This window comes from Pseudomonas frederiksbergensis (assembly GCF_035751725.1).
In the GTDB taxonomy this organism is placed as follows: domain Bacteria; phylum Pseudomonadota; class Gammaproteobacteria; order Pseudomonadales; family Pseudomonadaceae; genus Aquipseudomonas; species Aquipseudomonas frederiksbergensis_A.
On sequence record NZ_CP142104.1, the window covers coordinates 984,910 to 1,005,124 of the forward strand.

Below are 20,215 nucleotides of genomic sequence, written 5' to 3' on the forward strand. Positions count from 1 at the left end.
GGCGTAACTCAGCGCAGACCGCGTTGAGTCTCGTCCAGCTCTCGGATGTACTTGAAGATTTTACGGCTCGAGGCCGGCGGTTTGTTCTGCGCCAGTTCGTGCTGGGCCTGACGGATCAGGGAGCGCAATTGCTGGCGATCAGCCTCCGGGTAATCGATGACGAATTTTTCCAGGGTGCCGTCATCGCCCGCGATCAAGCGATCGCGCCAGCGTTCCAGGTTGTGGAAGCGCTCGTTGTACTGCCGGGTGGAGGCGTCGAGCTGGTCGAGCAAAACGAGGATGGCGTCAGTGTCCTGGTCGCGCATCAGTTTGCCGATGAATTGCAGGTGCCGTTTACGCGCGATATTCGCGGTGTGCTTGGGCGCATCGGCCAAGGCCCGGCGCAAGGCGTCGGTCAGGGGCAGTTTGGCCAGCAAGTCAGGCTTGAGTGTTGTCAGGCGCTCGCCGAGGTCAACCAGAGCATGCAGCTCGCGTTTGACCTGGGATTTGCTTTTTTCACCCTCGTAGAGGGAGTCGTCGTAAGAATCAACCATGGTGGCAGTCCGCAAAGAAACGCCGCCATGATAACCAGTCGGGGGCCGCTTGTCCGGCCCGGTCGCTAGAAGGCCAAGGGTTTGTACGAAAAATCGCCGCGCAGGCCGTTTGCGTTCAAAACCGTTACCGAAAGCAGAATTTGAGTGGAGAACACCATGAGTGCAGTTCAAAGCGTCGGCCCGCAAGCATTGCCGGCACTGCAGGAGCAAGTCGAGCAGATTCTCGCCGAGGCCAAGCGACAGGGGGCCAGCGCCTGTGAAGTGGCGGTATCGCTGGAGCAGGGACTGTCGACCTCGGTGCGCCAGCGCGAGGTGGAAACCGTTGAATTCAATCGCGACCAGGGTTTCGGCATTACCTTGTACGTAGGCCAGCGCAAGGGCTCGGCCAGCACTTCGGCCAGCGGGCCCGAGGCCATTCGCGAAACGGTGGCCGCGGCGCTGGCGATTGCCAAGCACACGTCCGAAGACGAAGCCTCGGGCTTGGCCGACGCCGCGCTGATGTGCAAGGAGCTGAAGGATTTCGACCTGTTCCACGCCTGGGACATCACGCCCGAGCAGGCTATCGAACAGGCACTGCGCTGTGAGGCGGCGGCATTCGAGGCCGACAGCCGGATCAAGAATGCCGATGGTACGACGCTCAATACCCACCAGGGTTGCCGCGTCTATGGCAACAGCCATGGCTTTGTCGGCGGTTACGCATCGACCCGCCACAGCCTCAGTTGCGTGATGATCGCCGAGGCCGACGGGCAGATGCAGCGCGACTACTGGTACGACGTCAACCGCCAGGGCACGTTGTTGGCGGACCCTGTGAGCATCGGCCAGAAAGCCGCGCAACGGGCAGCCAGCCGTCTGGGCGCACGGCCGGTACCGACCTGCGAAGTGCCGGTGCTGTTTTCTGCCGAACTGGCCGGTGGCTTGTTCGGCAGCTTCCTGTCGGCGGTGTCCGGCGGCAACCTGTACCGCAAGTCGTCGTTCCTCGAGGGCGCGCTGGGCCAGAAACTGTTCCCGGAATGGATGACCATCGACGAGCGACCACACCTGATGCAAGCCATGGGCAGTTCGGCGTTCGATGGCGATGGCCTGGCCACCTATGCCAAGCCGTTCGTGGAAAAAGGCGAGTTGGTGTCCTACATCCTCGGGACTTATTCGGGCCGCAAGCTGGGCATGCCAAGCACCGCCAATGCCGGCGGCGTGCACAACCTGTTCGTTACCCATGGCGAAGAGGACCAGGCTGCACTGCTGCGGCGCATGGGCCGCGGCTTGTTGGTGACGGAACTGATGGGCCATGGCCTGAACATGGTCACCGGGGATTATTCCCGTGGCGCGGCGGGGTTCTGGGTCGAGAATGGCGAGATCCAGTTCCCGGTCCAGGAAGTGACCATTGCGGGGAACATGCGCGACATGTTCAAGCAAATCGTGGCGGTGGGGAATGATTTGGAGCTGCGCAGCAACATTCGCACTGGCTCGGTGTTGATTGAACGGATGACGGTGGCGGGTAGCTAACACCTCACCGTGTAAAACAAAGGCGCGTCATCCATTGAGGTGACGCGCCTTTTTTGTGCCAGCAAACTTCCTTTGTTCCCCTGTCTCGCTTGTGTTGCGTCTTATTATCATCTAATAATGAATCTCATTTGCCGAGCGGGACCCGGTCATGAGTGTTGCCCTGCACGAACAACCCTACCTTGAAAGCTGGCGCTGGATGAGTCGCCAGATCCGTTGCGCGACAAGTCCGGACGAGCCTCGGCTGATCGAGCATTACCTGGCCGAGGGCCGCTACCTTGCCTGCTGCACTGCCACTTCACCGTGGATGATTTCCGAAACCGCCTTTCGCCTGCTCCTCGATACCGCCCGCGACGTCGCGCTGCCATGGCATTGGCGAAACCTGTGTCTGGATCAAGCCTGGCGTCCACTTCGCGACTTGGAGCAGCAGTCGAATTGCCGCTGCCGTCTCAGGCGTTGGCAGAGCCACGCCTGGGCGCTGGCGACCTGCGCGCTGGAGCCATCGATTTCCCTTACTGAACTGGAACAAGGATTCCCCGATGAGTAATACCCGTATCGAACGCGACAGCATGGGCGAACTTCAGGTGCCGGTGGCTGCGCTCTATGGCGCGCAGACCCAGCGTGCGGTGGATAACTTTCCTGTCAGTGGCCAGCGCATGCCGGCGCAGTTCATTCGCGCCCTGATCCTGGCCAAGGCTGCCGCCGCCAGGGCCAACGTAGAGTTGGGACAAGTCAGCGCGGCCCAAGGCAAGGCCATCGTCGATGCGGCCCAGGGCTTGCTGGAAGGCGACTTCATGGAACATTTCCCGGTGGATATTTTCCAGACCGGCTCCGGCACCAGTTCCAACATGAACGCCAACGAAGTGATCGCCACCCTGGCCAGTCGCCTGTTGGGAGAGCCGGTCAACCCGAACGATCATGTCAATTGCGGGCAGAGCAGCAACGACATCATTCCCACCAGTATTCACGTCAGCGCCGCGCTGGCCTTGCATGAGCAGTTGCTGCCAGCGCTGTTGCACCTGGTGCAGGTGATCGAGCGCAAGGCGGGAGAGGTCCACCCGTTCATCAAGACCGGTCGGACCCATCTGATGGATGCCATGCCGGTGCGCCTGAGCCAGGTGCTCGACGGTTGGGCGCAGCAGCTCAAGGCCAATATCGGCCATCTGCAGGACCTGCTGCCGAGCCTGCAATCCTTGGCCCAGGGCGGTACGGCGGTCGGCACCGGGGTCAATGCCCATCCACGCTTCGCCGAGTTGTTCAGCCAACAACTGACGCAGTTGACCCAGGTGCAATTCACGCCGGGAACGAATCTGTTCGCGCTGATCGGCTCCCAGGACACCGCCGTGGCGGTTTCCGGACAGCTCAAGACCACGGCCGTGTCGCTGATGAAAATTGCCAACGACCTGCGCTGGATGAATTCCGGGCCGCTGGCGGGCCTGGGCGAGATCGAGCTGGAAGGCTTGCAGCCGGGTTCCTCGATCATGCCCGGCAAGGTCAACCCGGTCATTCCTGAAGCCACGGCGATGGTGGCGGCCCAAGTGATCGGCAACGACACGGTGATCACCATCGCCGGTCAATCGGGCAATTTCGAACTCAACGTAATGCTGCCGATCATCGCCCAGAACCTGCTGAGCAGCATCACGTTGATGTCCACCGCCAGCCGGTTGCTGGCGGACAAGGCCATCGCCACGTTCAAGGTCAACGAAGCCAGGCTCAAGGAGGCGCTGTCGCGTAACCCGATCCTGGTCACGGCGCTGAATCCGATCATCGGTTACCAGAAGGCCGCTGAAATCGCCAAGAAGGCTTATCAGCAAGGTCGCCCGGTCATCGATGTCGCCCTGGAGCACACCGACCTGACGCGCGCCGAGCTTGAGGTCCTGCTGGACCCCGAGAAACTCACCGCCGGGGGGGTGTGACCCCGACACTCATGTGGAGGACTCATCATGGAACACTGGAAACGTACGATCGAGCGTGCCAATCGCTGTTTCATGCAAGGCGAGTTGGTCGATGCTCGCGAAGCCTACCTGCAAGCACTGGCGCTGGCGCAGGTGTTGTTCGAGCGTTGGGCGGACGCGGATGAAGCCGTGGCGGCTTGTGTCGTGTCCCACCACAACCTGGCGGACCTGCACCTGCGCTTGAATCAGCCGGAGGAGAGCGCGGAGTACCTGTGTGCCATCCACCAGCGCCTGCTGACGGCCCTGCAGGACGAACGCCTGGCCCCGGCCCTGCGTGCCGCTGCGATGCGCCAGAGCCACAAGACCTATGTCGAGCTGTTGAATTTCATCGGCGAGCACGGCGAATACCCACGCACCCACCGCTTGCTCCACGGCGATGCCGCTTCGACCCGGCATCGCGACACCCCTGTTCATTACGGAGTCCATTGAGATGGCTTTTACCTTGCCTGCGTTGCCTTATGCCTACGACGCCCTGGAACCGCACATCGATGCGAAGACCATGGAAATCCACTACACCAAGCATCACCAGACGTACATCAACAACCTCAACGCGGCGGTGGAGGGCACCGAATACGCCGATTGGCCCGTCGAGCAACTGGTGGCCAGCGTTGAGCAGCTTCCCCAGGAATTGAAAGCTGCGGTGATCAACCAGGGCGGCGGCCATGCGAATCATTCGTTGTTCTGGGAGGTGATGGCGCCCCACGGTGGTGGCCAGCCGGACGGCGCACTGGCGGCGGCGATCGAAGCGCAGCTGGGCGGCATCGAGCGGTTCAAGGAAGCCTTCACCAAAGCCGCGTTGAGCCGTTTCGGCAGCGGCTGGGCCTGGCTGAGCGTGACCCCGCAAAAGACCTTGGTTGTTGAAAGCAGTGGCAACCAGGACAGCCCCTTGATGAGTGGCAACACGCCAATTCTCGGCCTGGATGTGTGGGAGCACGCATATTACCTGCTGTACCAGAACCGTCGTCCCGAATACATCAACGCGTTCTACAACGTGATCCATTGGCCGGAAGTTGCACGACGCTACCAGGCAGCGGTCGCTTGAGTCCCTACTAAGAACAATCCAAGGCTGACTATGGACACTGAAACTCTGGCGATAGCCGGCGGGCGCATGTTTCGCTACGCCTTGGGATCACTGCTACTGTTGGTCGGGATGACCCTGCTGGCGGCGCAGGGACTGGCATGGCTGGACCTGGAGCCGAAGTTGCTGCGTGCGTTGCAAGGTGGCGGGCTTTGCGCCCTGGGCACCGCGCTGGGGGCGGTGCCGGTGCTGGTGATCCGGCGCATGCCCCAGGCCGTGAGCGATTCGCTGCTGGGGTTCGGCGCCGGAGTGATGCTTGCCGCCACGGCATTCTCACTGATCGTGCCGGCAATAGCCGCCGCCGAGCAGTTGGGGCTCACGCCATGGGCGGCCAGTGGCCTTGTCTGTTTGGGCATCCTCTCGGGGGCATTCGGGCTGTATCTGGTAGACCGCAAGGTGTCGGCCAGCCCCGAAAGGCTGATCGCCGCGCCAGGACGCCCGATCATTGCGCCGCGGATCTGGTTGTTCGTCGTCGCCATCATTGCCCATAACATCCCCGAAGGAATGGCCGTTGGCGTCTCTGCGGGCGGCGGTATGCCGGACGCCGACAGCCTGGCGATGGGCATCGCCTTGCAGGACGTCCCGGAAGGGCTGGTGATTGCGTTGGTGCTCGCGGCTGCGGGAATGTCGCATGCCAGGGCATTTTTGATCGGCGCCGCGTCAGGGCTGGTCGAGCCGGTGTTTGCGCTGCTATGCGCCTGGTTGGTCAGCCTGGCCGAGGTGCTGTTGCCGCTTGGGCTGGCACTGGCGGCAGGGGCGATGTTGCTGGTAGTGACCCATGAAGTGATCCCCGAATCTCGCCGCAATGGTCATGAGAAGCTGGCGAGCCTGGGATTGCTGGTGGGTTTTTGCCTGATGATGGTGATGGACACGGCGTTGGCCTGATGCAATCCAAGGACCATGCGCTTGTGCTGTTGTGGCTCGAGTCCTCGGGCAGTCACTCGCCTTCGTCGAAGTATCTGTTGATCAGGTCCACCAGGGCGTCCATCGCTTCCTGCGCCTGTTCACCTTCAGTGCTCAGGTGGATCTTGGTGCCCTTGCCGGCGGCGAGCATCATCATCGCCATGATGCTTTTACCATCGATGGTGGTCTCAGGGTCGCGCCCGACCCTGATCGTGACATCCGGAAACTGACCCGCCACACCGACGAATTTCGCTGACGCTCGGGCATGCAGACCCAGCTTGTTGATGATTTCAATTTCCCGAGCAGGCATCGCGATGTGAATCCTTTAGCTGAGGTCGCGGTGGCGAACCTGGACGTTCTTCAGGGATTGTTGCAGGAGCTGACCCAGGCGTTCGGTCAGGTAGACGGAGCGGTGATGACCACCGGTACAGCCGATGGCGATCGTGACGTAGGCACGGTTGCTCGCGGCAAAGCGGGGCAGCCATTTGAGCAGGTAGCTGGAGATGTCCTGGAACATTTCCTCGACATCCGGCTGGGTAGCCAGGTAATCGATCACCGGTTGGTCCAGCCCGGACTGCTCGCGCAGTTCCGGCTTCCAGTAAGGGTTGGGCAGGCAGCGGACATCGAATACCAGGTCGGCGTCCACCGGCATTCCGCGCTTGAAACCGAACGATTCGACGAGGAAGGCCGTACCCGGTTCCGGCTGGTTCAGCAGGCGCAACTTGATGGTGTCGCGCAGTTGATACAGGTTCAGGTTCGTGGTGTTGAGCTTGAGGTCCGCCAGGTCTGCGATGGGGCCCAGCAGTTGGCTTTCGTCATGGATGGCTTCAGCCAGGGAGCGGCTGGCATTGCTCAGCGGATGACGCCGACGGGTTTCGGAAAAGCGCTTGAGCAAAGTTTCTTCGTCGGCATCCAGGTACAGCACGTCGCACTGGATATGCCGGTTGCGCACATCCTCGAGCAGTTCAGGAAACCGCGACAGATGGCTGGGCAGGTTACGGGCATCGATGGACACGGCGACCAGCGGTTGCGCCAGTTCGGTGTGGATCAAGGCGCGCTCGGCCAATTCCGGAAGCAGGCCTGCCGGCAAATTGTCGATGCAATAGTAGCCGTTATCCTCAAGCACATTGAGGGCGGTACTTTTACCGGAGCCGGAGCGGCCACTGACGATGATCATGCGCATGGTTAATGACCGTTCTGCTCGTCCAGGACAACCTGATACAAAGCTTCGCTACTCGCTGCGCTGCGCAGTTTTTCACGCACTTCCTTGCGGTCCAGCATGCTGGCGATCTGGCGCAGCAGCTCAAGGTGCGCATCGGTCGCCGCTTCCGGAACCAGCAATACGAACAGCAGGTCGACCGGCGCGCCGTCGATGGCGTCGAAATCAATGGGGGCTTCAAGGTGCAGCAGCGCGCTGATCGGCGCTTCACAGCCCTTGAGGCGGCAATGGGGAATGGCGATGCCGTTGCCAAAACCGGTGGAACCGAGTTTTTCACGGGCAATGAGGGCCTCGAAGACGTCCTGCATTTCCAGATCCGGCACTTCGCGGTGGATCAGGTTGGCGATTTGTTCGAGGGCTTTCTTTTTACTGCCACCCGGCGCGTTCACTTGGGAGCGGCCGGGGGTCAGGATGGTTTCTAGTCGGATCATGGATTGGGGGGGTTAACGACCGGTTGCGCCCTGGAGGAGGCTCTGGGTCTTTTCCTTATGCTTTTTGAGTTGGCGATCCAGCTTGTCGGTCAGCAGGTCAATCGCGGCATACATGTCTGAATGCTCTGCGTTGGCAACCACTTCTCCGCCGGGGATATGCAGCGTGGCTTCGATTTTCTGCAGCAGCTTTTCGACGTTCATCGTGACTTGCACATTGGTGATCTTGTCGAAATGCCTTTCCAATCGGTCGAGTTTTTCGCCGATGTAGGTGCGCAGGGGTTCGGTCACTTCCAGTTGGTGTCCACTGATGTTGACTTGCATACAGCTTCTCCTTCGTTGCCAGTGCATAAAGCGGCAGGCTGGGTTGCCTGCCACTGGAACGCTGTGGCGTGGCCCGTTACATCAACCGCTTGCGTTCGCTCGAAGGTGCGATCCCGAGGGATTCGCGGTATTTGGCGACGGTACGGCGGGCCACCTGAATGCCTTGTGCCTCCAGTAAACCAGCGATCTTGCTGTCACTCAACGGCTTTTTCTGATTTTCCGCGGCGACCAGTTTCTTGATGATCGCGCGGATGGCCGTGGACGAGCATTCGCCGCCTTCGGAGGTGCTGACATGGCTGGAGAAAAAGTATTTCAATTCATAGATGCCCCGTGGGGTATGCATGAATTTCTGGGTAGTGACGCGTGAAATCGTCGATTCGTGCATGCCCACCGCCTCGGCAATGTCATGCAGGACCAACGGCTTCATCGCTTCGTCGCCGTACTCCAGGAAGCCGCGCTGATGCTCGACGATCTGGGTGGCAACCTTCATCAGGGTTTCGTTGCGGCTCTGCAGGCTCTTGATGAACCAGCGCGCTTCCTGTAACTGGTTGCGCATGAAAGTATTGTCGGCGCTGGTGTCGGCACGTTTCACAAAGCCGGCGTACTGGGCATTGACGCGCAGCTTGGGCACGGACTCCTGGTTGAGCTCCACCAGCCAGCGATCGTTGTGCTTGCGCACGATCACGTCGGGAACCACATATTCGGGTTCGGTGGATTCGATCTGCGAACCGGGGCGGGGGTTGAGGCTCTGTACCAGCTCGATGACCTGGCGCAGCTCATCTTCCTTGAGCTTCATGCGGCGCATCAGTTGGCTGTAGTCGCGACCGCCCAAAAGGTCGATGTAATCGGTGACCAGGCGCTTGGCTTCAGCCAGCCAAGGGGTCTTGGCGGGCAGTTGGCGCAATTGCAGCAATAGGCACTCGCCCAGGTTGCGAGCGCCGATGCCGGCGGGTTCGAACTGCTGGATGCGGTGAAGGACGGCTTCGATTTCGTCCAGCTCTATGTCGAGCTCGGGGTCGAATGCTTCGAGAATTTCTTCCAGCGTCTCGTCCAGGTAGCCCTGATTGTTGATGCAATCGATCAGGGTCACGGCGATCAGGCGATCGGTATCGGACATCGGCGCCAGGTTCAATTGCCAGAGCAGATGACTCTGCAGGCTTTCGCCGACGGAAGTGCGGGTGGTGAAGTCCCATTCATCGTCGTCGCCGCTCGGCAGGCTGCTGGCGCTGGTCTGATAGACGTCCTCCCACGCGGTGTCCACGGGCAGGTCGTTGGGAATGCGCTCGTTCCATTCGCCATCCTCGAGGTTATCCACCGTTGGGGCGGCTTCCTGCTGGTAGGACGGTTCCTGGATTTCGGGGGTGGTTTTCTGCTCGACGTTATCGGCCAGTGGATCGGTGTTGTCGAAGTCGTCGCCTTCTTCCTGGCGCTCAAGCATCGGATTGGATTCCAAGGCCTCCTGGATTTCCTGTTGCAGGTCCAGGGTCGACAATTGGAGCAGGCGGATGGCCTGTTGCAGCTGCGGTGTCATCGTCAGCTGCTGGCCCATTCTCAAGACTAGCGATGGTTTCATGGCAGGGGCTAAACACCTTATTTGCCGGCGCACATGCGCCATCCACTACAGGGCGCCGGAGCGCCAAACTTAAGCAAATTATATGCCTGAAACCGAGGGGTTTGCCTAGGGCGTCGTCACAATAAAATTGGCAACGCCCGGACGATTCGCCAGGCACTTGCGCTTACAGGCGGAACTCATGACCCAGATAAACTTCCTTCACCAATTCGTTGGCCAGGATGGTGGCGGAGTCACCTTCGGCAATCAACTGGCCATCGTTGACGATATAGGCAGTCTCGCAGATATCCAATGTTTCGCGTACGTTGTGGTCGGTGATCAGCACGCCGATCCCCTTGGCCTTGAGGTGGTGGATGATCTGCTTGATGTCGCCGACCGAAATCGGGTCCACGCCGGCGAAGGGTTCGTCGAGTAGAATGAATTTCGGTGCGGTGGCCAGGGCGCGGGCGATTTCCACTCGGCGACGTTCACCGCCGGACAGGCTCATGCCGAGGTTGTCGCGAATGTGGCTGATGTGGAATTCCTGCAGCAGGCTTTCCAGCTCCTGGCGACGGCCGGCCTTGTCGAGCTCCTTGCGGGTCTCGAGGATCGCCATGATGTTGTCGGCAACCGAAAGTTTGCGGAAGATCGACGCTTCTTGCGGCAGATAGCCGATGCCAGCCCTTGCCCGGCCGTGCATCGGCTGGTGGCTCACGTCCAGGTCGTCGATCAGTACGCGACCCTGATCGGACTGGACCAGGCCGACGATCATGTAGAAACAGGTTGTCTTGCCGGCGCCGTTGGGGCCGAGCAAGCCGACGATCTGGCCGCTGTCGATGGACAGGCTGACATCGCGCACAACCTGGCGGCTCTTGTAGCTCTTGGCCAGGTGCTGGGCTTTCAGAGTTGCCATTACTGGGCCTTCTGCTCGTCGGTTTTCTTTTTCGGCTGGATCACCATGTCGATGCGCGGACGCGCCTCGGTGACCTTGCTGCCAGTGGCGCGACCGGCGCTGGCCAGTTTCTTGACCGTGTCGTAGACGATTTTCTCGCCTTGGGTCACGTTGTTGTCCTTGTCGACGACCTTGGCGCGATCGATCAACACAACGCGGTCCTGGGCGGCGTGATACTGGATGGTGACCCCGTAGCCTTGCACGGGCTTGGTGTCGCCTGCGGTTTGCAGTTGTTCGAAGTAGGCCAGGTTGCCCACCGAAGTCACTACGTCGATGTCGCCGGATTGGGTGCGGGTGATGGTCACGGTGTTGCCGGTCACCTTCATCGAGCCCTGGGTGATGATTACATCACCCTTATAGGTGGCGACACCGTTCTTGTCATCCAGTTGCGCGTCGTCGGCCTGGATGCGGATAGGCTGGTCGCGGTCGTTGGGAAGGGCCCAGGCGCTCGCGCTTCCCAGTGCTGCGCCCAGACTGAGCAAAATAGGGAGGGTTTTAGCGAGCTTCATACTGTCCTCTTACTTTCGATAGCAGGTGTATCCTGCTTTCCTTCAAATACGCCTTCATTCCCGTGCCGGTCGATACGCCGCCAGCGCCGTCGATTCTAACGGGTTGCTCGGTCTGCGCATATTCTCGTTGCGGGAAGACCGTCATGCGACTGGTGGTGATGAGGGTCGTACGGTTCTTTTCGTCGGTCCGGGTGATGCGCACCGAGTCGATCAGTTCGACCTCGGTGCCGCCGGGATTGACCTCGGCGCGCTCACTCTGGACATGCCATGGGAACTCGGTGCCCCGGAACATGTTCAGGTCCGGTTTGGTGACCAGCGTGATATCAGTCGCCTTCACGTGATCGACCTTGTCGGATGTCATTTCGTACTGCAGCTTGCCGTCGGGCAAGTACTGCAGGGTGTGCGTATTGGTTGCGTACCAGTCGATGTTCTCCTCGACCTTGGCCGCTGGCTGGTCCAGGAAGCGTTCCGGGCTGATGTTCCAATAGCCCACCGCAGCGAAAATCGCCGCGATACAGCTGAACACCAGGAGGGTGCGAATCTTCTTGCTTAGCATAAATGGCTCACAGGTATGCGGCGTTGGCCGCTTCGAGGTGGCCCTGGGCACGCAGGATCAGTTCACAGAATTCGCGGGCTGCGCCTTCGCCGCCCCTTGCCGTGGTGACACCATGGGCATGCTCGCGCACGAACGCAGCGGCGTTGGCCACGGCCATGCCCAAACCGACCCGGCGGATGACCGGCAGGTCCGGCAGGTCGTCACCCAGGTAGGCGACCTGTTCATAGCTTAGATTGAGTTGGCCAAGGAGCTCGTCCAAAACCACCAGTTTGTCTTCGCGGCCCTGGTAAAGGTGCGGGATGCCGAGATTCTTCGCCCGTCGCTCCACCACCGGCGTCTTGCGACCACTGATAATGGCGGTCTGCACGCCTGAGGCCATCAGCATCTTGATGCCTTGGCCGTCGAGCGTGTTGAAGGTCTTGAATTCGCTGCCATCTTCGAGGAAGTACAGGCGGCCGTCGGTGAGTACACCGTCGACGTCGAATACGGCGAGCTTGATTGTCTTGCCCCGTTGCAGCAGGTCGGTCGTCATTACATTACTCCAGCACGCAGCAGGTCGGACAGGTTGAAGGCGCCGACCGGGCGGTCGTCGTCATCCACCACCACCAGTGCGTTGATCCTGTGGTCTTCCATGATTTTAAGGGCTTCGGCGGCCAGCATGTCGGCGCGGGCGGTCTTGCCGTGAACGGTCATGACTGCGTCGATGGTTGCGTTGCGGATATCGATCGCGCGGTCGAGGGTGCGGCGCAGGTCGCCGTCGGTGAAGATCCCGGCCAGCTTGCCGTCGGCTTCGAGAATCACGGTCATGCCCAGGCCCTTCCGGGTCATCTCCATCAGCGCATCCTTGAGCAGCGTGCCGCGTTGAACCTTCGGTAGCTCTTCACCGGAGTGCATCACGTTTTCGACTTTGAGCAGCAGGCGACGGCCCAGCGCGCCGCCAGGATGGGAAAAGGCGAAATCCTCGGCAGTGAAGCCACGGGCTTCCAGCAGGGCCACGGCCAGGGCATCGCCCATGACCAGGGCTGCGGTGGTGGACGAAGTCGGGGCCAGGTTCAGCGGGCAGGCTTCGTGTTCGACATGAACATTGAGGTTCACCTCGGCGGCCTTGGCCAGCGGGGAGTCCGGGTTGCCGGTGATGCTGATCATCTGGATGCCCAGGCGCTTGATCAGTGGCAGCAACGTGAGGATTTCATTGGTCGAGCCGGAGTTGGACAGGGCCAGGATGACGTCGTCCCGGGTGATCATGCCCATATCGCCGTGGCTGGCCTCGGCCGGGTGGACGAAAAAGGCCGTAGTGCCTGTGCTGGCCAGCGTCGCGGCAATCTTGTTGCCGATATGGCCGGACTTGCCCATGCCGACCACGACCACGCGGCCCTTGCTGGCCAGAATCATCTCGCAGGCGCGTACGAAATCAGCGTCGATATGGGCCAGCAAGCCTTGTACGGCTTCGAGCTCGAGGCGGATGGTACGTTGTGCCGATTGAATCAGGTCGCTGGATTGGTTCATGTCAGATCGTATAGCCCGATGAAAAGGCGGCGATTATAGCGGCAATGATCGATTCCCTCACGCTAGTTCGTCACGCTTTGTTCGAACGGTTGCAAGGCTGGACATAAAATGTGGTGTTTTACCTTAAGCCAGGCTTAACGGGCGGGGGGTTGGCCTTGGGCGCCTGGCGGTTGCAGTGATATAGTTCGCCGCCGATTCGTGTGCTCGGCGGTTCCGGCGTTAGCCGGTTGGCCTGGGCATTCGGATATGAGGCTGCATCGCAAGGAGTTTAGATGAGTGCCGACAACGCCTACGCGGTCGAGCTGAAGGGACTGACCTTCAAGCGAGGGACGCGCAGCATTTTCAATGACATCGATATTCGCATCCCGCGTGGCAAGGTGACCGGCATCATGGGGCCTTCCGGGTGTGGAAAGACCACGCTGCTGCGGCTGATGGGTGCACAGCTGCGCCCCAATGCCGGCGAAGTCTGGGTCAATGGCCAGAACCTTCCAGAGCTGTCGCGCAGCGATCTGTTCGATGCGCGCAAGCACATGGGCGTGCTGTTCCAGAGCGGTGCGCTGTTTACCGACCTCGATGTGTTCGAGAACGTGGCGTTTCCCCTGCGTGTCCATACCGAACTGCCGGAAGAAATGATCCGCGACATCGTCTTGCTGAAACTGCAGGCAGTCGGGCTGCGTGGCGCCCTGGACCTGATGCCGGACGAGCTTTCCGGCGGCATGAAGCGTCGCGTGGCGTTGGCTCGGGCGATAGCCCTCGATCCGAAGATCCTCATGTACGACGAGCCCTTCGTTGGCCAGGATCCCATTGCCATGGGTGTGCTCGTGCGCCTGATCCGCCTGCTCAATGACGCGTTGGGCATCACCAGCATCGTGGTGTCCCATGACCTGGCCGAAACCGCGAGCATTGCCGACTACATCTATGTCGTCGGCGATGGCCAGGTGCTGGGGCAGGGAACGCCCAAGGAATTGAAGGATTCGGACAACCCACGCATTCGCCAATTCATGAAAGGTGACCCGGACGGTCCGGTGGCGTTCCATTTTCCGGCCACGGATTACCGTACCGATCTGCTGGGGAAGCGCTGATGCGCAAGAAATCATTAATAGAAAGAATCCGCCTGTTCGGCCGTTCCGGCATCGATGTGGTGGCCGTGCTGGGGCGTTCCACGCTGTTCCTGATGCACGCGCTGCTCGGACGCAATTCGACTGGAGGCGGTTTTGGCCTGTTGGTCAAGCAATTGCATTCAGTGGGGGTGATGTCCCTGGTGATCATCGTTGTCTCGGGCATCTTCATTGGCATGGTACTGGCGCTCCAGGGCTTCAGCATCCTGTCCAGCTATGGGTCGGAGCAGGCCGTCGGGCAAATGGTTGCGCTGACATTGCTGCGTGAGCTCGGGCCCGTGGTAACGGCACTGCTGTTCGCCGGACGAGCCGGATCGGCGCTGACTGCCGAGATCGGCAACATGAAGTCCACCGAGCAGTTGTCCAGCCTGGAAATGATCGGTGTCGATCCGCTCAAGTACATCATTGCCCCACGCCTGTGGGCCGGCTTCATTTCGCTGCCGGTGCTGGCAATGATCTTCAGCGTCGTGGGGATCTGGGGCGGCTCCTGGGTAGCCGTCGATTGGCTGGGGGTCTATGAGGGTTCCTACTGGTCCAACATGCAGAACAGCGTCGACTTTCTCGACGATGTGCTCAACGGCGTGATCAAGAGTGCCGTATTCGCTTTCGTAGTCACCTGGATCGCCGTTTTTCAAGGTTATGACTGTGAGCCCACGTCAGAGGGGATCAGCCGTGCCACAACCAAGACCGTGGTCTACGCCTCGTTGGCCGTCCTGGGCCTTGACTTTATTCTGACCGCCTTGATGTTTGGAGATTTCTGATGCAAAACCGCACCCTGGAAATCGGTGTCGGCCTTTTCTTGCTGGCTGGCATCCTGGCTTTGCTGCTGCTGGCCTTGCGGGTCAGTGGCCTGGCGCCGACCGCGAGCACCGACACTTATAAACTTTATGCTTATTTCGACAATATCGCCGGTTTGACGGTCAGAGCCAAGGTAACCATGGCCGGTGTCACCATCGGCAAGGTCACGGCAATCGATCTGGACCGCGACAGTTTCACTGGCCGGGTGACGCTGCAGCTGGAAAAACGCGTGGATAACCTGCCGACCGATTCCACTGCCTCTATCCTCACGGCTGGGCTGTTGGGTGAGAAATACATCGGTATCAGCGTGGGTGGGGAAGAGACCTTGCTCAAGGACGGCGGGACCATCCACGACACGCAGTCGTCGCTGGTGCTCGAAGACCTGATCGGTAAATTCCTGCTCAATACCGTTAGCAAAGACGCCAAATGAGGAGCTTTTGAATGATCTCTATCCTGCGACGCAGCCTGCTGGTCCTGCTGGCGGCCCTGCCGCTGATGGGCAATGCCGTGGCGGCGCCTTCGGCGCACGACATCATCCAGGACACGACGACCCGACTGCTGGCGGACCTTGCCGCCAATAAAGAGAAGTACAAGCAGGATCCGGGGGCGTTCTACGATGCACTGAATGGCATCGTCGGTCCGGTCGTGGATGCCGACGGCATTTCCAGGAGCATCATGACCGTCAAGTATTCGCGCAAGGCCACCCCGGCGCAGATGACCCGCTTCCAGGAAAACTTCAAGCGCAGCCTGATGCAGTTCTATGGCAACGCCTTGCTTGAATACAACAACCAGGGCATCACCGTTTCGCCGGCCAAGGATGAGAGTGGCAACCGCACCAGCGTCGACATGCAGGTCAAGGGCAATAACGGCGCGGTCTACCCGGTTTCCTACACACTCGAGAAAATCAACGACGAGTGGAAGGTGCGCAACGTGATCATCAATGGCATCAACATCGGCAAGCTGTTCCGTGACCAGTTTGCTGACGCGATGCAGCGCAATGGCGGCGACTTGGACAAGACCATCGACGGTTGGGCCGGCGAAGTCGCCAAGGCCAAGGAAGTGACCGAAGAAGCCAAAGAGAAGCAGGAACAATGAACGAGCCGGTGAATGACTCGGCCGTTCGCCTGGGCGAGTCTGGCGAGTTGCTGCTCAGTGGCGTGCTGGATTACCGCACCGGTCCGGGCTTGCGCAAGCAGGGCCAGGCGTTGATCAAGTCCGCAAAGGGCGCCGAGTTGGTCATTGACTGCTCTGCCGTGGAAAAGTCCAGTAGCGTCGGTCTGTCCCTGTTGTTGTGCTTCATGCGCGACGCCAAGGCCGCCGGCAAGACGTGGAGCATCCGCGCAATGCCCGAGGATATGCGTGAAATAGCTCAGGTCAGCGAATTGACCGAGGTGTTGGAGCTGGCCTGACCCTCGCCCCAGTGACCCTGGCAAGCGAGGTGGGCAACGTTACTCGTCTAAGTCCTGCGTCGCGGGGTTCGCAGGCGCGGGGCTTTTTTGTATGATGTGCGACCCGTGCGCACAGGGCGCCGATTGAGGTTGAGCATGCAGGCTGTAGAAGTGAAGAGCTTCCTTGAAGGAAAGCTGCCCGGTACGCAGGTGGAAGTTGAAGGCGAAGGCTGCAACTTCCAGTTGAATGTGATCAGCGATGAACTGGCGGCGTTGAGCCCGGTGAAGCGTCAGCAGAGCATCTATGCCCATTTGAACCCATGGATCGCCGATGGCAGCATCCACGCGGTCACTATGAAATTTTTCAGCCGCGCGGCTTGGGCCGAGCGCACCTGAGCCCAAGGGCGTCGAGATTCTTATGGATAAATTGATTATTACCGGCGGCGTTCGCCTTGATGGCGAAATCCGTATCTCCGGGGCAAAGAACTCCGCGCTGCCGATCCTGGCCGCGACCCTGCTGTGCGATGGCCCGGTGACCGTGGCCAACCTGCCGCACCTGCACGACATCACCACGATGATCGAGCTGTTCGGCCGCATGGGCATCGAGCCTGTGATCGACGAGAAGCTCGCCGTCGAAATCGACCCGCGTACCATCAAGACCCTGATCGCGCCGTACGAACTGGTGAAGACCATGCGTGCGTCGATCCTGGTGCTGGGCCCGATGGTTGCCCGTTTCGGTGAAGCCGAAGTGGCATTGCCTGGTGGTTGCGCCATCGGCTCGCGTCCGGTGGACCTGCACATCCGTGGCCTGGAAGCCATGGGTGCGGTGATCGACGTCGAGGGCGGCTACATCAAGGCCAAGGCCCCTGAAGGCGGCCTGCGTGGTGCGCACTTCTTCTTCGACACCGTCAGCGTGACCGGGACCGAGAACATCATGATGGCCGCGGCCCTGGCCAAGGGCCGCAGCGTGCTGCAGAACGCCGCCCGCGAACCTGAAGTGGTGGACCTGGCGAACTTCCTGATCGCCATGGGCGCCAAGATCACCGGCGCCGGCACCGACACCATCACCATCGATGGCGTCGAGCGCCTGCACTCGGCCACTTATAAAGTGATGCCGGACCGTATTGAAACAGGCACCTACCTGGTTGCCGCCGCCGTCACGGGTGGCCGCGTCAAGGTCAAGGACACCGATCCGACGATCCTCGAAGCTGTCCTGGAAAAACTCAAGGAAGCCGGTGCAGAAGTCACCTGCGGCGAAGACTGGATCGAAGTGAACATGCACGGCAAGCGGCCCAAGGCCGTCAACGTGCGGACCGCTCCGTACCCGGCGTTCCCGACCGACATGCAGGCGCAGTTCATCTCCCTCAACGCCATTGCCGAAGGCACGGGCGCGGTGATCGAGACGATCTTCGAAAACCGCTTCATGCACGTCTACGAGCTGCACCGCATGGGCGCCAAGATCCAGGTCGAAGGCAACACGGCCATCGTCACCGGCACCGAGAAACTCAAGGGCGCGCCAGTCATGGCCACCGACCTGCGGGCCTCGGCCAGCCTGGTGATTTCGGCACTGGTTGCCGAAGGCGATACGCTGATCGACCGCATCTACCACATCGACCGTGGTTACGAGTGCATCGAAGAGAAGCTGCAGATGCTCGGCGCCAAGATCCGTCGCGTACCGGGCTAGTTCCCGCTGCATGGGCACAAGGATGTGCCTGTTGAATTGCTTCAGATCGAGGGTGTTCGCACCCTCGATGTGTGTCCGGCGCCGCTTGCGACCGGGCATGAGTACCTTGATAAGGACTAACGTTTCCCATGTTGACCATCGCACTGTCCAAGGGCCGCATCCTTGACGACACCCTGCCGCTTCTGGCTGAAGCAGGCATCGTGCCGACCGAGAATCCGGACAAGAGCCGCAAGCTGATCATCCCCACGACCCAGGCCGATGTGCGCTTGTTGATCGTGCGCGCCACCGATGTGCCGACCTATGTGGAGCATGGCGCCGCCGACCTGGGTGTTGCCGGCAAGGACGTGCTGATGGAATACGGCGGCCAGGGCTTGTATGAGCCGCTGGACCTGCGGATCGCCCGTTGCAAGCTGATGACCGCTGGCAAGGTCGGCGCCGCCGAGCCCAAGGGGCGCCTGCGTGTCGCGACCAAGTTCGTCAACGTCGCCAAGCGTTACTACGCCGAGCAAGGCCGCCAGGTCGATATCATCAAGCTTTACGGCTCGATGGAGCTGGCGCCGCTGATCGGCCTGGCGGACAAGATCATCGACGTGGTCGACACCGGCAACACCCTGCGAGCCAATGGCCTGGAACCCCAGGACTTCATCGCCGACATCACCTCCCGGCTGATCGTCAACAAGGCTTCGATGAAGATGCAGCACGCCCGTATCCAGGCACTGATCGATACCCTGCGCAAGGCAGTGGAATCGCGACACCGCGGCTGATTCACCTGCGCGACTCCACGTCGCGCCCGTCTATCCGCGTCATAGCCAATTTTCTCAGGTGCCCACGCGAATGGACTGGTAGCCTAGGGCGCCTGAGCATTTGCCATTAATAGAGGCCCTCGCTATGACCGCTCCCACCTCGATTCGCCGACTCAACGCTGCCGATCCGGATTTTGCACATCATCTGGATCATCTGCTGAGCTGGGAAAGCGTGTCTGACGATTCGGTCAACCAGCGGGTGCTGGACATCATCAAGGCCGTGCGCGAGCGTGGCGATGCCGCCCTGGTGGAATTCACCCAGAAGTTCGACGGCCTGCAAGTGGCGTCGATGGCCGACCTGATCCTGCCGCGCGAGCGCCTGGAGCTGGCCTTGACCCGCATCACCGTGCCCCAGCGCGAAGCCTTGGAAAAAGCCGCGTCCCGCGTGCGCAGCTACCACGAGCGGCAAAAACAGGACTCCTGGACCTACACCGAGGCCGACGGCACGGTACTCGGCCAGAAAGTCACGCCGCTGGACCGCGCCGGCCTTTATGTGCCGGGTGGCAAGGCTTCCTATCCGTCGTCGGTGTTGATGAACGCGATTCCGGCCAAGGTCGCTGGCGTGACCGAAGTGGTCATGGTCGTTCCGACTCCGCGCGGCGAGATCAACGAACTGGTGCTGGCCGCGGCCTGCATCGCCGGTGTGGACCGAGTTTTCACCATCGGCGGTGCCCAGGCCGTGGCGGCGTTGGCCTATGGCACTCAAAGCGTGCCACGGGTCGACAAGGTGGTCGGCCCGGGCAACATCTACGTCGCCACCGCCAAGCGCCACGTATTTGGCCAGGTCGGTATCGACATGATCGCCGGCCCTTCGGAGATCCTCGTGGTGTGCGACGGCCAGACCGACCCGGACTGGATCGCCATGGACCTGTTTTCCCAAGCCGAGCACGACGAAGATGCCCAGGCGATCCTGGTCAGCCCGGACGCCGAGTTCCTCGACAAGGTTGCCGCCAGCATCGACAAATTGCTGCCAACCATGGACCGTGCCGAAATCATCAACACCTCGATCAATGGCCGTGGTGCGCTGATCAAGGTCGATGACATGGAGCAGGCCATCGAAGTCGCCAACCGCATTGCGCCGGAGCACTTGGAACTGTCAGTCGCGGATCCGCAAGCCTGGCTGCCGAAGATCCGCCATGCCGGCGCGATCTTCATGGGCCGTCACACCTCCGAGGCGCTGGGCGACTATTGCGCCGGGCCGAACCACGTACTTCCAACCTCCGGCACCGCGCGCTTCTCGTCGCCGCTGGGGGTCTATGACTTCCAGAAACGCTCCTCGATCATTTTCTGCTCGGAGCAGGGCGCGTCCGAACTGGGCAAGACCGCCTCGGTGCTGGCCCGTGGCGAATCGCTGAGCGCCCACGCCCGCAGCGCCGAATACCGCATCAAAGACGAACAGAAGGGGAACTGAA

26 protein-coding genes are annotated in these 20,215 nt (G+C 60.8%); 15 read left to right on the forward strand and 11 right to left on the reverse strand.

The genetic code is table 11. The features are described from left to right. Nucleotides 1-8: 8 nt before the first annotated feature. Nucleotides 9-533, reverse strand: coding sequence for a ribosome biogenesis factor YjgA (gene yjgA / locus VQ575_RS04265; protein ID WP_014336624.1), 525 nt, complete (start codon nucleotides 531-533; stop codon nucleotides 9-11). Between the two features lie 156 nt (nucleotides 534-689). On the opposite strand from yjgA, the gene pmbA reads away from it, so the two are divergent. The 6 genes from pmbA (at nucleotide 690) to VQ575_RS04295 (ending at nucleotide 5,951) form a co-directional block, all read left to right on the forward strand. After that, nucleotides 690-2,036 carry a metalloprotease PmbA gene (gene pmbA, locus VQ575_RS04270; RefSeq protein WP_039592245.1) on the forward strand — a complete coding sequence of 449 codons (1,347 nt, stop codon included), beginning with the start codon at nucleotides 690-692 and terminating at the stop codon, nucleotides 2,034-2,036. A 148-nt stretch (nucleotides 2,037-2,184) separates the two neighbouring features. After that, entirely contained in the window at nucleotides 2,185-2,580 is a 396-nt protein-coding gene (locus tag VQ575_RS04275; RefSeq protein ID WP_045156890.1) for a hypothetical protein, read from the forward strand. Beyond that, nucleotides 2,573-3,949: a class II fumarate hydratase gene (locus VQ575_RS04280; protein ID WP_325919150.1), complete on the forward strand. Its 1,377-nt coding sequence runs from the start codon at nucleotides 2,573-2,575 to the stop codon at nucleotides 3,947-3,949. The genes VQ575_RS04275 and VQ575_RS04280 overlap by 8 nt, the downstream gene beginning before the upstream one ends. Before the next feature lie 27 nt (nucleotides 3,950-3,976). After that, nucleotides 3,977-4,417 (forward strand): hypothetical protein, encoded by a 441-nt coding sequence (locus tag VQ575_RS04285; RefSeq protein ID WP_039592242.1) that lies wholly within the window; start codon nucleotides 3,977-3,979, stop codon nucleotides 4,415-4,417. Nucleotide 4,418: 1 nt separating this feature from the next. Continuing rightward, nucleotides 4,419-5,030 (forward strand): superoxide dismutase, encoded by a 612-nt coding sequence (locus VQ575_RS04290; protein ID WP_325919152.1) that lies wholly within the window; start codon nucleotides 4,419-4,421, stop codon nucleotides 5,028-5,030. 30 nt (nucleotides 5,031-5,060) lie between these two features. After that, entirely contained in the window at nucleotides 5,061-5,951 is an 891-nt protein-coding gene (locus VQ575_RS04295; RefSeq protein ID WP_325919154.1) for a ZIP family metal transporter, read from the forward strand. A 52-nt stretch (nucleotides 5,952-6,003) separates the two neighbouring features. On the opposite strand, the gene VQ575_RS04300 is transcribed toward VQ575_RS04295, so the two are convergent. From VQ575_RS04300 to VQ575_RS04345, 10 genes are all read right to left on the reverse strand, one after another. Continuing rightward, nucleotides 6,004-6,279 (reverse strand): HPr family phosphocarrier protein, encoded by a 276-nt coding sequence (locus VQ575_RS04300; RefSeq protein WP_325919156.1) that lies wholly within the window; start codon nucleotides 6,277-6,279, stop codon nucleotides 6,004-6,006. A 15-nt stretch (nucleotides 6,280-6,294) separates the two neighbouring features. Then, complete coding sequence (rapZ, locus tag VQ575_RS04305) at nucleotides 6,295-7,152, reverse strand: RNase adapter RapZ (RefSeq protein ID WP_039592238.1); 858 nt, start codon at nucleotides 7,150-7,152, stop codon at nucleotides 6,295-6,297. A 2-nt stretch (nucleotides 7,153-7,154) separates the two neighbouring features. After that, on the reverse strand, nucleotides 7,155-7,619 hold the full coding sequence (gene ptsN / locus VQ575_RS04310) for a PTS IIA-like nitrogen regulatory protein PtsN (RefSeq protein WP_039592237.1): 465 nt from the start codon (nucleotides 7,617-7,619) through the stop codon (nucleotides 7,155-7,157). A 12-nt stretch (nucleotides 7,620-7,631) separates the two neighbouring features. Beyond that, nucleotides 7,632-7,940: a ribosome hibernation-promoting factor, HPF/YfiA family gene (gene hpf / locus VQ575_RS04315; protein WP_039592236.1), complete on the reverse strand. Its 309-nt coding sequence runs from the start codon at nucleotides 7,938-7,940 to the stop codon at nucleotides 7,632-7,634. A gap of 76 nt (nucleotides 7,941-8,016) precedes the next feature. Continuing rightward, entirely contained in the window at nucleotides 8,017-9,513 is a 1,497-nt protein-coding gene (locus tag VQ575_RS04320; RefSeq protein WP_039592235.1) for an RNA polymerase factor sigma-54, read from the reverse strand. A 163-nt stretch (nucleotides 9,514-9,676) separates the two neighbouring features. Further along, on the reverse strand, nucleotides 9,677-10,402 hold the full coding sequence (gene lptB, locus VQ575_RS04325; protein ID WP_039592234.1) for an LPS export ABC transporter ATP-binding protein: 726 nt from the start codon (nucleotides 10,400-10,402) through the stop codon (nucleotides 9,677-9,679). Further along, the gene (gene lptA, locus VQ575_RS04330; RefSeq protein ID WP_030139855.1) at nucleotides 10,402-10,950 is read right to left on the reverse strand and encodes a lipopolysaccharide transport periplasmic protein LptA; all 549 of its coding nucleotides are present in this window, start codon (nucleotides 10,948-10,950) and stop codon (nucleotides 10,402-10,404) included. Before lptA ends, lptB begins: the two co-directional genes overlap by 1 nt. Next, complete coding sequence (gene lptC / locus VQ575_RS04335) at nucleotides 10,937-11,506, reverse strand: LPS export ABC transporter periplasmic protein LptC (protein ID WP_039592233.1); 570 nt, start codon at nucleotides 11,504-11,506, stop codon at nucleotides 10,937-10,939. The genes lptA and lptC overlap by 14 nt, the downstream gene beginning before the upstream one ends. A 7-nt stretch (nucleotides 11,507-11,513) precedes the next feature. Continuing rightward, entirely contained in the window at nucleotides 11,514-12,038 is a 525-nt protein-coding gene (locus tag VQ575_RS04340) for a KdsC family phosphatase (RefSeq protein ID WP_039592232.1), read from the reverse strand. After that, complete coding sequence (locus tag VQ575_RS04345) at nucleotides 12,038-13,012, reverse strand: KpsF/GutQ family sugar-phosphate isomerase (protein WP_325919157.1); 975 nt, start codon at nucleotides 13,010-13,012, stop codon at nucleotides 12,038-12,040. Before VQ575_RS04345 ends, VQ575_RS04340 begins: the two co-directional genes overlap by 1 nt. A 272-nt stretch (nucleotides 13,013-13,284) precedes the next feature. Between VQ575_RS04345 and VQ575_RS04350 the strand changes: the two genes are divergently transcribed. The 9 genes from VQ575_RS04350 (at nucleotide 13,285) to hisD (ending at nucleotide 20,214) form a co-directional block, all read left to right on the forward strand. Continuing rightward, nucleotides 13,285-14,094 (forward strand): ATP-binding cassette domain-containing protein, encoded by an 810-nt coding sequence (locus VQ575_RS04350; RefSeq protein WP_039592230.1) that lies wholly within the window; start codon nucleotides 13,285-13,287, stop codon nucleotides 14,092-14,094. Next, on the forward strand, nucleotides 14,094-14,891 hold the full coding sequence (gene mlaE / locus VQ575_RS04355; RefSeq protein WP_039592229.1) for a lipid asymmetry maintenance ABC transporter permease subunit MlaE: 798 nt from the start codon (nucleotides 14,094-14,096) through the stop codon (nucleotides 14,889-14,891). Before VQ575_RS04350 ends, mlaE begins: the two co-directional genes overlap by 1 nt. Continuing rightward, nucleotides 14,891-15,358, forward strand: coding sequence for an outer membrane lipid asymmetry maintenance protein MlaD (gene mlaD, locus VQ575_RS04360; RefSeq protein WP_039592228.1), 468 nt, complete (start codon nucleotides 14,891-14,893; stop codon nucleotides 15,356-15,358). Before mlaE ends, mlaD begins: the two co-directional genes overlap by 1 nt. Before the next feature lie 11 nt (nucleotides 15,359-15,369). Beyond that, nucleotides 15,370-16,023: an MlaC/ttg2D family ABC transporter substrate-binding protein gene (locus VQ575_RS04365; RefSeq protein WP_325919158.1), complete on the forward strand. Its 654-nt coding sequence runs from the start codon at nucleotides 15,370-15,372 to the stop codon at nucleotides 16,021-16,023. Nucleotides 16,024-16,031: 8 nt separating this feature from the next. Then, nucleotides 16,032-16,337, forward strand: a complete 306-nt coding sequence (locus VQ575_RS04370) for an STAS domain-containing protein (protein ID WP_039592392.1) — start codon at nucleotides 16,032-16,034, stop codon at nucleotides 16,335-16,337. A 135-nt stretch (nucleotides 16,338-16,472) separates the two neighbouring features. After that, nucleotides 16,473-16,712 (forward strand): BolA family protein, encoded by a 240-nt coding sequence (locus tag VQ575_RS04375; protein ID WP_003221710.1) that lies wholly within the window; start codon nucleotides 16,473-16,475, stop codon nucleotides 16,710-16,712. 22 nt (nucleotides 16,713-16,734) lie between these two features. Continuing rightward, nucleotides 16,735-18,000, forward strand: coding sequence for a UDP-N-acetylglucosamine 1-carboxyvinyltransferase (murA, locus tag VQ575_RS04380; protein ID WP_039592226.1), 1,266 nt, complete (start codon nucleotides 16,735-16,737; stop codon nucleotides 17,998-18,000). A gap of 128 nt (nucleotides 18,001-18,128) precedes the next feature. Further along, the gene (hisG, locus tag VQ575_RS04385) at nucleotides 18,129-18,764 is read left to right on the forward strand and encodes an ATP phosphoribosyltransferase (RefSeq protein WP_030139865.1); all 636 of its coding nucleotides are present in this window, start codon (nucleotides 18,129-18,131) and stop codon (nucleotides 18,762-18,764) included. A 124-nt stretch (nucleotides 18,765-18,888) separates the two neighbouring features. Continuing rightward, complete coding sequence (gene hisD / locus VQ575_RS04390; RefSeq protein ID WP_039592225.1) at nucleotides 18,889-20,214, forward strand: histidinol dehydrogenase; 1,326 nt, start codon at nucleotides 18,889-18,891, stop codon at nucleotides 20,212-20,214. Nucleotide 20,215: the final 1 nt, after the last annotated feature.